This is a genomic window from Leptospira wolbachii serovar Codice str. CDC (assembly GCF_000332515.2).
GTDB lineage: Bacteria > Spirochaetota > Leptospiria > Leptospirales > Leptospiraceae > Leptospira_A > Leptospira_A wolbachii.
The window spans coordinates 1,037,093-1,051,700 of sequence record NZ_AOGZ02000014.1 but is presented as its reverse complement, the minus strand read 5'-3'; the positions used below and the strand labels follow the sequence as shown (position 1 = coordinate 1,051,700).

The window sequence follows — 14,608 nt, the reverse complement described above, 5'->3', positions numbered from 1 at the left end:
ATGGTTTCCCCAGCATAATACTTACGTTTGTGAATCAGCTTGCGACTTCACGTAAGGTCCTACGAGACATACCTTCGAAGATAGCGGTTTCGCGTAAAAAATGTGAAATCTCCGTTATCGGGTTTTCGTCACGTTTGAGAATGGATTTCCAAAGGGGAAGTTGCATAGAGCCTCTCCTATATAAATCGGATAGACGGGGTCAAGAATTGATAAAACTTGATCCGTATGGGCCAAGCTTTTTATGTAGCGGGAACCGGAACGGATATCGGGAAAACATTTTTTTCCTGTCTATTTATGGCTAAATATGCTGAGAGCTTTGGGTTCCGGTATTGGAAACCCATCCAAACCGGGCTTTCTAGTGCGAGTGATACCGAGTTTGTCCAGAAAACAACGAATTTATCTGATTTATTCTTTCTAAAACCTGTTTACGAGTTTTTGACTCCTGCAAGTCCGCATTATGCCTCCAAACAGGAAGGGAAAAATTTGGATCCCAAATCTCTTCTCGGCGTCATTGCTAAAGAAAGAAAAACCAACACATTGATCGAAGGGGCAGGTGGGGTTTTTGTCCCTTGGACAGAGGATTACCTTGCCATCAAAGGGATCCAAGAAAGTAACTTACCTGTGGTTGTGATTGGATCCACAGAACTTGGAACGATCAATCATACATTGTTAACTTTAGATGTGCTGACAGCACGTTTTATTCCCGTAATTGGATTTTATTTAGTTGGACCAAACAATTCATTACAAAAGGATAATGCGGAAATCATTCAAAGGTTAGGTGGTGCTCCTTGTTTGGGAATTACCAATTTTCCAGAACAGAAATTATCACCGGGAGCATTTATTTCGTTTGCTAACGAACATTTTGATACCCATCGAAATGTGATCGATACTTTACTCAACCCTGAAGATGAAATTTAATCCACTCCAAACTTTTACATGGGTTCCCTTGACTCTCCAAGAAGAAGGGGAGGACTTGATCCATATTGTTAAAGCGGAAGGAGAGTTTGTTACCGATTCCGAAGGAAAAACTTGGATTGATGCCATCGCTAGTTGGTGGACTATAATTTTTGGCCACCGCCATCCTGCGTTAGTTGCTGCACTCAAAACACAAATAGCAGAACTCGATCATATCATGCTCGCGGGTCATATCCATCCAGCAGCCGAGTCATTGTCTAAATCTTTATTAGAACTAACAAATTTCGACTTTCATAAAGTGTTTTATTCGGATAATGGATCGAATGCGATTGAGATTGCTTTGAAACTTGCAATCCAATACTACCAAAACCATCCAGACCTAACCTCTAGATCAGAATTTCTTGTTTTTTCCAATTCCTATCATGGCGATAGCATTGGTGCTATGAACGTATCTGGAAAAAATTACTTCAATCGGATCTTTTCTGATCTAAGATTCCCTACCAAAGAATTTCCAGCTCCAAATTGTAACCATTGTCCTTGGGGAAAAAAACCAAATACTTGTTCTACGGAATGTTTAGATAATTTAGAGTTGGAAATCAAACAAAAGGACTATGTGGGAATTGTGATTGAACCATTAGTCTTTGGAGCCAATGGAATGTTGTTTTATGATAAAAAGGTTCTCGTTAAATTAAGAGAGCTTGCAACAAAAACTCATACCCTTCTCATCTTCGATGAAGTTTTTACGGGGATGGGACGGCTTGGTTCCGCATTTGCTTACCAAATGGCAGAAACAAAACCGGACCTTCTTGTGATGGCAAAGGGACTAACAGGAGGAATGTTGCCCCTTGGGGCCACTCTAGTTTCTGAATTCATTTACAAACAGTTTTTATCCAAAGATCCTTATCGTGCTTTTTTTCATGCACACACGATGACGGGGAATCCACTGGCGTGTAGCGTTGGTTATGCGTCTGTTAAACTTTTGCAAGAGATGGGACTTACTCAAGTCAAAAAACTGGAAGACTCCTTACAGAAACGAGTAGAACCATTCCAAAAAATCTTGGGAAACCGAATTGAAAATGTTCGAGTGATGGGTGGAATCTTTGCCTTCGAATATAAGGAAACCATCGCCGAGGATGAATATTTGAACCCAATCGGAAAACAGATTCGTGAAAAAATGAAAGAATTTCGTGTTCTCCTTCGACCCCTCGGCAGAACTATTTATATCACTCCACCCTATACCATTTCAGAGAACTCTCTCGATCAAATTTTTTTGGCTTTGGAACAGACTCTCCTTAGTATTCCAGAATCAGATTGAGACTAAATATACGAAGAGATTTTCTTCGTTTACACAGGTTCCCGCACGCCGAAACCTGTTCTCATGATTGCAGAAGTCCAAGAAAAAACAGTATCTTCAGCTCCATCCTTAATTACGGAAGCGGAAGCCCTTGAAATCCTAGAAGGAAAAATTCCTTTGCTGTCGGTTGTCGCTCGGGCGTCAGAGGAAAGAAGTCGTTATTATACCAATCGTGTTCGCATTCATATATTAGATAATATCAAAAATGGTTATTGCCCTGAAGATTGTGGATATTGTGCCCAAAGAAAAGGCGGAGATTCGGGAATCCAAGAGTATTCTTTGAAGACTCCCGAAGAGATTTGGGATGATGCCAAACGTGCAAAAGACAACGGTGCTTACCGGTTTTGTATGGTAACCTCAGGTCGAGGTCCTACTGACAAAGCTGTGGATAAACTTGCAGAGACTATCGCCAAAATCAACGGAGAGTTGGGGATGAAGGTTTGTTTGTCTGCTGGAATTTTGGATGCAAAAAAAGCCAGAGTTCTTAAAGATGCAGGTCTTGACAGATACAATCATAACCTCAATACATCTGAATCCAAATACAATGAAATCTGTTCCACACATACTTTCAAAGACCGACTAACAACGCTTGAGGCGGCAAGAGAGGCCGATATTGGATTATGTTCTGGAATCATCGTTGGGATGGGAGAAGAGCTTAAAGATCTAATTCAAGTTGCATTTGAACTCAAACGACTAGGTGTGATTTCTATCCCCATTAACTTTTTTATTCCGATCAAAGGCCACGCCATTCAGAAGTCATCACTCACACCTGAGTTTTGTATTCGTGTTTTGTCTGTATTCCGTTTGGTCAATCCAGATTCAGAAATTCGTATTGGTGCAGGAAGAGAAGGACACTTGGGTTCTTTACAGTCCATGGCTTTATTTGTAGCCAATTCATTGTTTGCTGAAGGGTACTTAAACGTAAAAGGGAGTGAGATGGTTCAAACAATGAACTTGATTCGGGATTGTTCTATGGTACCTGAATTTACTGAAGGAGTACCAGAAGGTTGGGATGAATACGAAACACAATCCCTCTACGACGAGAAAAATTTTCCGGAACTCTACAAACATAAAAAGTAGTTTGCCTTTTTTACTTTTGGCGGTATCATGCTTCTACTTTACCGCCTCTAGTGAAAAACATGCGAAAACCGTCTTTACCATTTCGAAAGCAGATGAGTTATGCGATCGGCCAATTAGGTTGGTCGACTCTCATCAATATCATTGGTCTCCATCAAGTTTATTTTTATCTTCCTCCTGCACCGAAACCTGGTCAGGATTGTTTTCCTGACCTCATTGAAAAAATGGCCTTTTGGGGCCTTTCTACGATTGGTGTTGTTGCTGCGGTCGGTCGTTTGTGGGATGCATTTACAGATCCTATCATTGCTAATTCTTCGGATCGGTTTTCTTCTCGGTTTGGTCGGCGCATTCCCTTTCTTTTTCTTGGTGGTGTGCCAGCAGCCGTCTTTTGTTGGCTAATTTTTGTGCCTCCTCACAACTTTGTCTCTTCTACAAACCTAGTTTGGATGACAGGGTGTATGTTGCTTTTTTATCTATTTTTAACGGTGTATGTGACTCCTTTCTTTGCTCTCATTCCTGAGCTTGGACATTCTCCTGAAGAACGATTGAATCTTTCTACTTATATCTCCGTTACTTACGCTTTGGGGATCATTGTGGCATCGACAGAACCGATGATTGCTAATGTGTTGCAATCGAACTTTGTTTTTGATACTGACTTGTCCGTTCAGACTTTAGTCTCTCGTCAATATGCTATAGGAATTCTCTGTGTATTCGCTGCGATTTGTATGTATTTCCCTGTTATTTCTATCCATGAAAAAACCTATTGTGAGTCAGAAGCATCGAGTGTTCCTTTTAAAGAGGCGATCTTCCTTACATTCAAAAATAAGAATTTTCTATACTTTGCTTTATCGGATCTTTGTTACTTTCTTGCCCTCACCATACTCACAACGGGGATCTCTTACTATGTAACGGTCCTTTTGGAATTGGAACGCGAGTTTGTAACACAACTACTCACAGTGATGTTGCTTGTTTCTTTTGCTTTTTATCCCGTTGTCAACTGGATCGCAAGAAAGATCGGTAAGAAAAAGACAGTTTTATTTGGATTCTATGTATTTCTGGCCTTGTTTCTTTCTCTCTATTTTATCGGAAAAGATGAATTACCATTGCCACCGTATATTCAAGGTTATTTGATCGTTGCTGTGGCAGCCATTCCGATTGCAATCCTAGGTATCTTGCCAAATGCTATCTTAGCTGATATTGCTGAACTTGATTCTTTAAAAACAGGTTCCAAACGGGAAGGATTGTTTTATGCCGGCAGAACCTTTATGCAAAAGCTGGGGCAAACACTGGCCGTTCTTATCTTTAGTACGGTCATTCTTCTCGGACTTGATCGTGAAACAAAGAAAAATGTGTCACCCACTGTGACAGGAATCCTTGCTCCTTCTGTGTCCGAACCGAAGTCCGAATCTGAAAAAAATCTAAAGGGAGAGACAAAAATAAGTATGGAATCTACCATTTGTAAAGTCGAAGAAGTAGAAGCGGGAGGGGAGCTAGGTGTTCGCTTGACTGGTCCTCTGGCTTCTGCATTCTGTCTACTCGCCATCATTCTCTTTGGAAAATACAAAGAAGATGAAACTTTAGAAGAGATTGCAAAGATACGTGGAAATTAAATCCTGGTTTTTGGAGCTATTCAGATGAGATATCGCATTGAGACAACCAAGTTAAAGAACGGGTATATCGAAGCCAAACTCATCGAGACAACCACAAATAACCCGATCGAGTTTCGGATTTGTGACACGGAAGAATATGCGCAGGCCCAAATCAAAGATTGGCAAAAGCGCTTCCGAATGAATGAACCGCAAGAACAGGAATAAATTCCTCCTCCGTTGGGGCATGGTTCTTGCCCTGGTTTTGAGTGTTACCGATTGTAAATCCTCCTCGAAACGTGACTATTTCGATACCAGTTTCCAATGTTTTGCAGAGCCGGGATGGCGAGATGACTCTAACTTCAAAAAGTATATAGAGAAGGCTTGGCTCCCCACACGCTTGTTATACGCACAAGACAATTTGAAAATCAAAAGATCTAATGTTGTTTTTGCCGGTGATAGTTTGGTACATTTGTTTTTACCGGACCTTATGGCTAAAGAATTTCCAGGTCAGTCGGTCACCAATCGTGGGATTGGTGGGGATATGACAGAAACTCTTCTCACAAGAATGGAAGAAGATATTCTCGTCCTCCATCCAGAAAAAATCGTAATCGAAATTGGTGGAAACGATTTTATCCAAGGAAAGTGTTTGAGTTTGGTTCAAAATAACCTACTCGCTATCATCCAAAAAATCCAATCCAAAAATAGAAACACAAAGATCTTTCTCATTGCGGTTCCCCCAACAAGAGTTAAGGAACTGAATCAAATTGTGCCTGTATTCAATTTGTTTTTGAACCAAGTGGCAAGGACGACAACCAACGTAGAATACATTGAAGTTTGGGATAGCATGAGAAAAATCGATTCACCCACTCTTCGTGAAGAATTAATCCGCCCTAATGGAGACAGCCTGCATTTTAATGAAAAAGGATATGAAGTTTGGGGTAAAAAATTAAGGCCCTATCTGCAAAAGTAAAAATGAATTCTTCGCTTTTAATTTCTCGTTCTCCTATTGCTGATTCTCTTCTCTCAAAAAACTTCCCAAACCTAAAGTCTGATGGTGTAAATCCATCAATCGACAAAACTTTTGATGTTTCTGGTTCTCAATCCCAACTATTCCGCAGAGAAAAATTTGGGTTATACTGTGTTCAAATTCTACAAAAGGAATCTTTAACTAGGGACCAAGTGGTGACAATTCGTAACCACTTGGCAAATCACCAAATAGACTTTTTGTCTATTGGTTCTTTGTTACCTAAGAAGAAAGAATCTCTTTTTGTATTTGATATGGATTCCACAGTCATCAAAGAAGAGGTCATTGATGAATTGGCAAGAAAACATGGAGTCTATGAAGAAGTTGCCACTGTTACCAAACAAGCGATGGAAGGTGGAATGGGGTTTGATGAAGCCCTCCGTTTGCGAGTGAAACACTTGGCTGGGCTTTCTAAAGAGAGTTTCAGAGAAGTGTATGATCTACTAACATTGAATGAGGGAATGGAAAAGGTCTTTCAGTTTGTGCAGGCTAACGGATCTAAATTGGGAATCCTAAGTGGCGGGTTTACACCTGTTTTGCAATTATTTTCTGAAAAGTATCCTGTGAGTTTTTATAGGGCCAATGGATTGGAAGAGGTGAATGGAAACTTCACCGGCGAGATTTTTGGTGAGATCATCAACAGAGAAAAAAAAGAATTTTATCTAAAAAAGTATGCAAAGGATCTTTCGATTCCCCTAGAACAAGTGGTAGCAGTAGGGGACGGAGCCAACGATGCTTTAATGTTAAATGCCGCAGGAATAGGAATTGGAATTCACGCCAAACAAGGGTTAAAAGACAAAATTACCAATTGGATTGATTTTACAGATTTATCGGCTCTCGTCTTTCTCTTTGAGGATTCGTTTTAATTCATCTAAAATTGACAAGGCTTCCAGTGGTGGGATCTGGTTCGGATCTATTTGTTTGAGTCTTTTTAAAACCTTTTCTTCGTTTGGTGTCATATTGGATGTATGATTGTCCATAAGACCTGTAAACAGACTTGGTTCTTCGTTTTTGATTTTAATTTCCCTTTTTTTTGATTCCAAACCGGAAAGAATTTCTTTGGCACGATCGGAAACGGCTTCGGGAATCCCTGCTAGTTTTGCTACATAAATTCCAAAAGATTGTTTGGATTTCCCACGTTTGACTTTTTTTAGAAATAGAATTTCACCTTCTTTTTCAAAAGTATCCAAATACAAATTAAAGATTCCATTTCCTTTTTCGAGTTCCGTGAGTTCATGGTAGTGAGTCGCAAAGATGGTTTTAGGTTTCGGAAATTTGACTGTTAAAAATTCTAAAATCGCCCATGCAATCGATAACCCATCATAGGTGGAAGTTCCTCTACCCACTTCATCAAATAGAATGAGACTGTTCTCTGAAAATTGATTCAGAATGGTTGCGGTTTCTTTCATCTCTACAAAAAAAGTAGACTCTCCTTTGGTTAGGTTGTCTCCGGAACCAATTCGCGTGAAGATCCGATCCACAACAGAAAGCGATGCTTTTTTTGCAGGAACATAAGAGCCCATTTGGAATAGAATTTGGTTGATAGCAATTTGGCGCATAAAGGTGGATTTACCGGCCATATTGGGACCAGTTAACACCGCGATGGCATTGTCTTTGGGATTCAGTTCTAAACTGTTAGGTACAAAACGTTCGCCAATGGGCAAAAATGTCTCAACAACGGGATGACGCGATTCGGAATAGTTTAAGATTCCATCATTACGAATTTCAGGTCTTGTCCATTGGTATTCTTCTTTGGTTTCTGTAAGTGATAAATGATAATCTAGTGAGGCCACTTCATTGGAGAGAGTTAGAAATTCTTCATAGAGAGAAATGCAATGGACCACTAACTCTTCAAATTTTTCTTTTTCAATTCGTTCGATGATTTCATCAGCCTGTAAGATGGCTCTCTCTAATTCTTCCAACTCTGGAGATGTGAATCTTTCTCCTGTAACCAAAGTTTGTTTTTTTAGAAAATGGGCCGGCACTTCTTTAGCTTGCGCTTTAGAAATTTCAATAAAGTAACCAAGGATTTTGTTGTAACGAATTTTGAGTGAGGAAATACCAGATGCTTTTTTTTCCTTCTCTTCTAATTCCAAAATCCAATCCTTCCCCTTTTCGCGGGCAAGGATGGCATCATCGTATTCTTTATTGAATCCCGATTTTAAAAAGGGAGAATTTCCAAGGAAAACGGGTAACTCTCCTTCGTAGAGAGTATCGAAAAATAATTGGGAAAGGTTGGTTAGTTCTTTGGGTAGTTTTGAAAAGTCATAACCAATTCCATCTAAAATGGTTTTGGTATTGGCTGTGGATTCTAAACTTTTATCGATTCCACGAAAGTCCCGGGGTAGGGCTTTTCCTACACGAAACCGAGTGAGCACTCGTTCTAAATCAATTAGATCACCTAAGAGTTCTTTGATTTGGAATCTTTCTTTTTTATTGGCGGAGAGTATTTCAATTTTATCCCAATGGGCTTTGATTTTATTTTCATCCCTTGTGGGGAAAAGAATTCTTTGTTTTAGATACCGTTTGCCCGTGGCAGTGATACAACGATTTAAAACACCAAAGAGAGTATGGTTTTTGTCATTGGTATTTTCAACGAGTTCTAAATGGGATACGGTTTGTTCATCTAACACTAAATATTCGCTTTCATCGATTCGTCTTGGTGATTGGAATACAAAGTTTTGTTTGCGGTAATTGTATTGGAGGTAGGCATCTAATACATGAACTACTGTATCAATTCCTGCTCCCTTTTTTTTGGGGAGATAGTCTGGGGGAATTTTTGATAGAATGATTTTGGACTCTTTGGCTAAAGGGGGAACTTCATCTGTAAATATGATTTCCTTTGGTGAGAATCGTTTGATGGTATCATTGATTCTTTCTGTTTCGTTTTCGGAAAAAAAGAAATATAAAAGTTCGGAAGTGGAAACGTCAGCAAACGCTAGATATACGGAAGTTTTTTCTTTATAATACAAAGATAAATAATTGTTTTGGTATCCACCGAGTAAATTGTCTTCTACCACAGTTCCTGGGGTGATGATTCGCACCACTTCCCTTGACATAATTTTTGCCTTGGGATCGTCCGGTTTTGTTTGTTCACAAACCACAACTTTTTTTCCGGCGGCAATCAGTCTTGATATATAACTTTCTGTGGCATGGTAAGGGATCCCCGCCATTGGAATTTGGTTTTGGCGTTTGGTGAGAGTAATGTCTAAAATTTGTGCGGCAATTTTTGCATCGTCCAAAAACATTTCGTAAAAGTCACCCATACGAAAAAATACAATTCCATCGGGATGTTGTTCTTTCACTTCCATGTACTGCCGCATCACGGGAGTATTTAATGCTTCATAGTGTTCGGACATTTTGTACCAATTCTTGTATTTTCTTTGGATCTTTTTTGCCGCCTGTTTCCACACCGCTGGCCACATCAATACCATAAGGATGGACAGTTTCTAAGGCAGTTTTTACATTTTCAGGAGTGATTCCACCAGCGAGTAAAAAAGGTCGTTTTACGGATGTTACATACTCCCAGGGGAAACTATGCCCAGTCCCGCCACCCAAATTTTTATTATAACTATCTAAAATTACTAAATCTGATTTTGGTTCTAAGTCTGCGTCAGAAACAACTTTCTCTTGGATCCGAATGGCAGGAAGGAGTGATTTTTTTTCTGTCAGGTTGTCCCATAGTTCTTTTGTGAGAAACCTGTCCCCGCGAATCAGTTGGACAAGATCTGGTTGGAATCGTGTGTTTAGGTTTTGAATTTCGGAAACAGAGTTTTCAAAGAATAAAAATACAAGTTTGGGAAATCCGTCTCTCTTCCTTAATTGGAGTAAGTTTTCAGCGATTTCTGCCGTAATACAACGTGGAGAACGAGGGGAGAAGTTTAGTCCTACAAAATCGACCTGGAGATCCACACAGAGTTCGAGTGTCGCCAGGTCTTTGATTCCGCAGATTTTAATTTTGTATCCAGTTCCCATCGAGAACCAGATTGATTCAACTCAGATCAGAGGCAATCGATCCTTTGTATCCGAAGTGCAAAAATTTAAGGAAACTATCCTGATATACCAACATATCTTGTTTGGAGATTCCTTGCCTCACCATCTGGACGAAAATGTTGAGAAAGAAAGAAAGGATGTTTCTCACTACAAATTCACTTACTTCCCCTTTGTAAGAAGGGTTTTTTTCTTTGAAAGTGCTGTATTGGTCGAAGTTGATTTTTGTAAGGCGAGTGAGAACTGTATCAGGGAATTCTTCTAGATGTGAACCTTGTGACTTGGTAAGCAAAAGGATAAAGTCATCTCGATTTGCATCTACATATTCAAGAGCAATATGAAATCTTTCCTGCCAGGCCTCATAACTGTCGTTAAATCTTTTTTCAAAGTAATCGGGATGAGAAACGTAAGCAAAGGCTTTCTCCATTCCAGATAGAACTGGCTGTAGGATTTCTGTGAGCAGGTGTTCTTTGTTTTCGAAGTAATTGTAGATATTACTCGTCGAGACCTTTGCTTTTTTTGCAATGGTTCGCATACTTGCCTTCTCAAAACCGAGTTGGATGAATTCCTCTCGAGCCGCTTGTAAGATTTCTTTTCGTGTATGTTCTTTGGGAGTTTGCATGGTCCTGAACGATGTTTCCTAAAAGAACAATGTCGTTCAGGATTCATTTGTAAAGTCCAATTTTACATGTTTGTTGTATTTTGTATTAATTTTGCCACAATTCCATAGAGGCGAAAACTTCCTAACACCAATACCGGAAATCTGCCTTGGAATAGGGCTTTCAGCTCCTCTTCGTTTTGGAGCCTTCTTGTGATGGGTTTTAAAGGACTAGGTAGTTCAGGAAAGGTTCCAAATCCGGCTCCTTCCCAAAGAAAGAGAGACACAAGCGGTAAGCCAACCAGTTCTTTTAGAATTCCTTCACGGTCTTTGTCGGGAAGGCTTCCCAAAACCAAAGAGAAAGAAGTATGGGTCCTCCCGAACTCATCTGTAGTGGTGGCAATCGCTTCTGGATTGTGGGCAGGATCAAAAACAATTTCAGGAGAGGATTTTAAGACTTCCATCCTTCCACGGGGACGCTCGGTTCTGTCCCAGGAAATGGATTCAATCTCGCCTTTTTTGTCGGGAACAAACTCTGCGAGTGTAACCTTTGCAAAAAGAAAGTTAGTTTCTAAATAACTTGGCTTATCCTCGAGAGGGAGGATCCGAACGGGGATTTGGTTTTTTGGAAAATTTTCGATGATGCTTCGAAGTGAGGTGTCGTTTGGATCCATCACCAAAAGTTTTCGGCAAACATCGGTTAGGATTCCGAGCTTCTCTAAACAGATTTTTTCTTTGGTATCCCCTAAAATTTCAGAATGATCCATTCCTAGCTTTGTTAATACAACATAGTCGGCTTGCACAAGTTTTGTGGCATCGAGCCTTCCCCCAAGCCCTGCTTCCCAAATTTCAAATTCTGTTTTTTGAGATACAAAGAAGAGATACGAAAAAACCGTTAAAAATTCAAAATAAGAAAGAGAGGAAAATCGTTGGAGATCGGGAAGAATCATTTTTGTGAAGAAGTTTTCTACTTCCTCTTCTTTGGGAAGATTGGCCTTGCCTTTTTCAAAAACTTGGAATCGTTCCAAGGGGCTAAGTAGGTGGGGAGAAGTATAAAGCCCAGTTTTATATCCCAAAGTTGATAGGAGAGAGGCTAAGTAATGTGAGGTGGAGCCTTTCCCATTGGTTCCTACAACGCTGATTCGAATGGGTTTGTGAATGCTGTGTTTGGTGATTACAAATTCGAAAAGTTCTCTGAGTGCATCAAGAGAATATGTTTGGAAGACATTGAAGTTTCTTGTTTTTTCTATATTTTGTAGGCTATGTAAAAAATCTAAAAACTGCATGTTTATTTAGGATCTACTTTTCAGTTGTTTTAAAAGTAAAGATTCTACTTTTTCGATCCATTTCGATTTTGCTTTTGAATTTGTAAACAACTCAAATTGTCTGATTCCTTGGTAGAGTAACATAGAATACCCAGGAATGATTTCTGCTTTTTTTTTCTTTGCTTGTTTTACCAAATCAGTTTCCAAAGGATTATACACAATATCGAATAACGTGTGTTTTTTGGTAAAGAATTGGGAGTCCAGTAGCGGTTCACCGCCGTATCCCTTCATTCCCACGGGAGTTGTGTGAATGATAAGGTCATACAACTCTGCTTCTTTTAGGCACTCTTCTTTCGGCGTGACAGCCAACCAATCAGGATTTCCTAATGCTGTCTGGATTTCTCTTGATGCGGTTTCATTTCTTGCGAGGATCTTTATCTTTCTTTGGATCTTTTTATCACCGGCGTTATTTTTAAGAGTCTCCGCCAATGAAAAAACGATTCCTTTGGCACTGCCTCCACTTCCGAGGATTAAAATTTGTTTTTCAAACATAGGATCTAAAAGATCGGGGTTGGATTTGGTGATCGCAAGGACAGCCCCAGTTCCATCCGTATTGACTGCTTGGATTCCGTCACGAAAGAGTAGGGTATTGGAAGAGCCCATAGTCTTGGATGCATTACAAACCGTATCCGCTTGTGAATAGGCCCATTCTTTAAAGGGGATGGTAACAGATACACCCTTTACACCTAAATCAAGGAGAGGGCTTAGACCGATCTCTTTCCACTTTTCGTTTTCAAAGACCAAATAAACTCCATCATATCCGGAGAGTTGGAATAGTGTATTATGAATCCAAGGGGATAGGGTATGGCCTAAGGGATATCCCAAGATCCCAAATATCTCGGTGTGTTTTGAATACAAGGAAAACCTCTTTTTTTATCTTATGGACTAAACAATGGCTTACCGAAAATAGGTATTAGACAGGTACAAGAACAATGATTTCATTACCGCTTGCCGCACCATCGGAACCATGGACAATTCTAGTAGATATTTTATTCTTTTTTCTCGCATCCGCAGCCTGTGCCTATTATTTTTATTATTATAAACGTAAAGACTTACTTGGGAAATTTTGGGGTTCCACTTTTGTTGCAGGGATCGGCGCTCTCATCGTGTTTGCCACTTTCCAAACTTACATTCGTGATATCATTATGTGGCTCATGTCCCCAAAAATTGGATCCACACAACTATCCAATGTGAACTTGGTTGCTATCTTTCTTGGTGGATTTATTGCTCTTTACATCATGAACCGAATCAACCATAACAAAGAAAGAAGAGATTGAATTCGATTTTTCATATAACTTTAAATACTTAAGAAAGTTATAATAAAACCCTAGAAGGGCGAGAACAAATCCTTGTTTCCCATCTAGGATCCCCAACCGAATCCAATACATATAAAATCCTTTAAAACACGCTTTTAAAAACGCCCAAAATACAGAACTGGTTTTTCCTTTTCTAAATTCTTCTTCTGCAAACAAACTGGAATAACGATCAATGAATTGTAAATGGTCGGATATATTTTTATAAGAATAATGATAGAGTGGATTTTTAAGTTTGATCGGTTTGCCCGAGAGTTTTACTCTTTCATGCACCAAACCACCGCTAAATTCCCCAGCAGTTTTTTTGAACAATCGGATTTGGTAGTTGGGATAGTATCCGCCAAAACGAATCCACTTTCCTAAATAATAAGTCAAACGTGGAACAAGATAACCTACGGAGTTTAGTTTGTGGTTCGTAAATAAATCGGAAATTTCAGATTGTAGACCACTGGATACCACTTCGTCGGCATCAATGGCAAGTACCCAATCAAACTTAGTTTGTTCGATGGCATAGTTTTTTTGATCTGCGTAGTTGGCAAATTTACGATAAAATACTCGGGCACCGAATGACTTCGCAATGGTTACTGTTTTGTCTGTGGAACCAGAATCAATCACTACGATATCTTCAATAAAAGAGAGGGCAACGAGAGTGCGGGAAATATTATCCTCTTCGTTGAGGGTAATGATGGCACAGGATAAAGGAAGCGGCATATTTAAATTTGATTGGGATCTCGGACAGAGATAAACTTATCGGAGAGAGGAATTTCCAATCTTGCGATGGTGGAATCTTCTCCGATGATGATGCGAAAGAAATTGGGATCAATACCTTCCCCTTTGAGCATAATGAGAATGAGGGCAAGTCCAAGGCCTGCACCTTCTGTGGTGTCGGCATTGTCCATATAGAATTGAGCGATGTCATCATACACCATTCCTTTCTCCAATCGTTCTCTGATTGCTTTTTCTTCTTCTTTGGCAATGGGTGTGTTGTTGATGACTTCGATGGTGATTCCATCGTCATTGAATTGGAAGTTAATTAAACAATAGTATCCTTTCTTTTTGGCTTTCATTCCAAATTCGTTGGACATCTCTTCGGAAAACATTTCACGATACTCTCTGACTCCCCTCGCATATTCGGAAGGGTTTAACATACTGTATCCGCGTTCTTCAAAAAAGACACGTTTTTGGTTGGCTTTACAGGCATTGATCGCCAGTTCTTTGATGATGGTATAGAGTGTAGGGACAAGAGTGGGATAGGTGAGACGATCTAAGATAAGGCCTACGGCTTCCTTGATGTGTTCCTCAACGGATTTGGAGACCCGGTGAGTCTTTAGCGAGAGAATTTTCCCATTTTCGATGTGTAATTTGATGTGATCAGAAATCTCGCTTGTTTCCTTTCCCATACCCGAAATCTTTTCCATTCTAG

16 protein-coding genes are annotated in these 14,608 nt (G+C 39.8%); 8 read left to right on the top strand and 8 right to left on the bottom strand.

What is annotated here, in order from left to right:
• Nucleotides 1–34: 34 nt before the first annotated feature.
• The gene (locus LEP1GSC195_RS20285; protein ID WP_015682052.1) at nucleotides 35–166 is read right to left on the bottom strand and encodes a hypothetical protein; all 132 of its coding nucleotides are present in this window, start codon (nucleotides 164–166) and stop codon (nucleotides 35–37) included.
• A 59-nt stretch (nucleotides 167–225) separates the two neighbouring features.
• Here LEP1GSC195_RS20285 and bioD point away from each other — a divergent pair, with 59 nt between their 5' ends.
• The 7 genes from bioD to serB all read left to right on the top strand — a co-directional run bounded on the left by bioD (nucleotide 226) and on the right by serB (nucleotide 6,825).
• Nucleotides 226–918 carry a dethiobiotin synthase gene (gene bioD / locus LEP1GSC195_RS10310; protein WP_015681880.1) on the top strand — a complete coding sequence of 231 codons (693 nt, stop codon included), beginning with the start codon at nucleotides 226–228 and terminating at the stop codon, nucleotides 916–918.
• Nucleotides 908–2,230 carry an adenosylmethionine--8-amino-7-oxononanoate transaminase gene (bioA, locus tag LEP1GSC195_RS10305; RefSeq protein ID WP_040506640.1) on the top strand — a complete coding sequence of 441 codons (1,323 nt, stop codon included), beginning with the start codon at nucleotides 908–910 and terminating at the stop codon, nucleotides 2,228–2,230. Before bioD ends, bioA begins: the two co-directional genes overlap by 11 nt.
• A 63-nt stretch (nucleotides 2,231–2,293) precedes the next feature.
• Nucleotides 2,294–3,349, top strand: coding sequence for a biotin synthase BioB (gene bioB, locus LEP1GSC195_RS10300; RefSeq protein WP_015681753.1), 1,056 nt, complete (start codon nucleotides 2,294–2,296; stop codon nucleotides 3,347–3,349).
• 92 nt (nucleotides 3,350–3,441) lie between these two features.
• Nucleotides 3,442–4,956, top strand: coding sequence for an MFS transporter (locus LEP1GSC195_RS10295; protein ID WP_015682098.1), 1,515 nt, complete (start codon nucleotides 3,442–3,444; stop codon nucleotides 4,954–4,956).
• Nucleotides 4,957–4,980: 24 nt separating this feature from the next.
• Nucleotides 4,981–5,160 (top strand): hypothetical protein, encoded by a 180-nt coding sequence (locus LEP1GSC195_RS10290; RefSeq protein WP_002984132.1) that lies wholly within the window; start codon nucleotides 4,981–4,983, stop codon nucleotides 5,158–5,160.
• Between the two features lie 19 nt (nucleotides 5,161–5,179).
• Nucleotides 5,180–5,905, top strand: a complete 726-nt coding sequence (locus tag LEP1GSC195_RS10285) for a GDSL-type esterase/lipase family protein (protein ID WP_015680607.1) — start codon at nucleotides 5,180–5,182, stop codon at nucleotides 5,903–5,905.
• Between the two features lie 2 nt (nucleotides 5,906–5,907).
• Nucleotides 5,908–6,825, top strand: coding sequence for a phosphoserine phosphatase SerB (gene serB, locus LEP1GSC195_RS10280; RefSeq protein ID WP_015681926.1), 918 nt, complete (start codon nucleotides 5,908–5,910; stop codon nucleotides 6,823–6,825).
• Here serB and mutS read toward each other — a convergent pair.
• The 5 genes from mutS to LEP1GSC195_RS10255 form a co-directional block, all read right to left on the bottom strand.
• Nucleotides 6,787–9,318, bottom strand: a complete 2,532-nt coding sequence (gene mutS, locus LEP1GSC195_RS10275; RefSeq protein WP_015682380.1) for a DNA mismatch repair protein MutS — start codon at nucleotides 9,316–9,318, stop codon at nucleotides 6,787–6,789. The genes serB and mutS overlap by 39 nt on opposite strands.
• Nucleotides 9,302–9,934 carry a phosphoribosylanthranilate isomerase gene (locus tag LEP1GSC195_RS10270; RefSeq protein WP_015681205.1) on the bottom strand — a complete coding sequence of 211 codons (633 nt, stop codon included), beginning with the start codon at nucleotides 9,932–9,934 and terminating at the stop codon, nucleotides 9,302–9,304. Before LEP1GSC195_RS10270 ends, mutS begins: the two co-directional genes overlap by 17 nt.
• Nucleotides 9,935–9,950: 16 nt before the next feature.
• A complete protein-coding gene (locus LEP1GSC195_RS10265) occupies nucleotides 9,951–10,571 on the bottom strand; it encodes a TetR/AcrR family transcriptional regulator (RefSeq protein ID WP_015680596.1) in 621 nt (206 codons plus the stop codon).
• Nucleotides 10,572–10,633: 62 nt separating this feature from the next.
• A complete protein-coding gene (locus tag LEP1GSC195_RS10260; protein ID WP_015682375.1) occupies nucleotides 10,634–11,833 on the bottom strand; it encodes a Mur ligase family protein in 1,200 nt (399 codons plus the stop codon).
• A gap of 6 nt (nucleotides 11,834–11,839) precedes the next feature.
• Nucleotides 11,840–12,730: a shikimate dehydrogenase family protein gene (locus LEP1GSC195_RS10255; protein WP_015681282.1), complete on the bottom strand. Its 891-nt coding sequence runs from the start codon at nucleotides 12,728–12,730 to the stop codon at nucleotides 11,840–11,842.
• Nucleotides 12,731–12,804: 74 nt separating this feature from the next.
• Between LEP1GSC195_RS10255 and LEP1GSC195_RS19540 the strand changes: the two genes are divergently transcribed.
• The gene (locus LEP1GSC195_RS19540; protein WP_084597405.1) at nucleotides 12,805–13,149 is read left to right on the top strand and encodes a hypothetical protein; all 345 of its coding nucleotides are present in this window, start codon (nucleotides 12,805–12,807) and stop codon (nucleotides 13,147–13,149) included.
• Here the strand turns inward: LEP1GSC195_RS19540 and LEP1GSC195_RS10250 are convergent.
• On the bottom strand, nucleotides 13,054–13,896 hold the full coding sequence (locus tag LEP1GSC195_RS10250; protein ID WP_015681931.1) for a glycosyltransferase family 2 protein: 843 nt from the start codon (nucleotides 13,894–13,896) through the stop codon (nucleotides 13,054–13,056). The genes LEP1GSC195_RS19540 and LEP1GSC195_RS10250 overlap by 96 nt on opposite strands.
• Before the next feature lie 2 nt (nucleotides 13,897–13,898).
• Nucleotides 13,899–14,603 carry a hypothetical protein gene (locus tag LEP1GSC195_RS10245; protein ID WP_015682269.1) on the bottom strand — a complete coding sequence of 235 codons (705 nt, stop codon included), beginning with the start codon at nucleotides 14,601–14,603 and terminating at the stop codon, nucleotides 13,899–13,901.
• Nucleotides 14,604–14,608 lie beyond the last annotated feature (5 nt).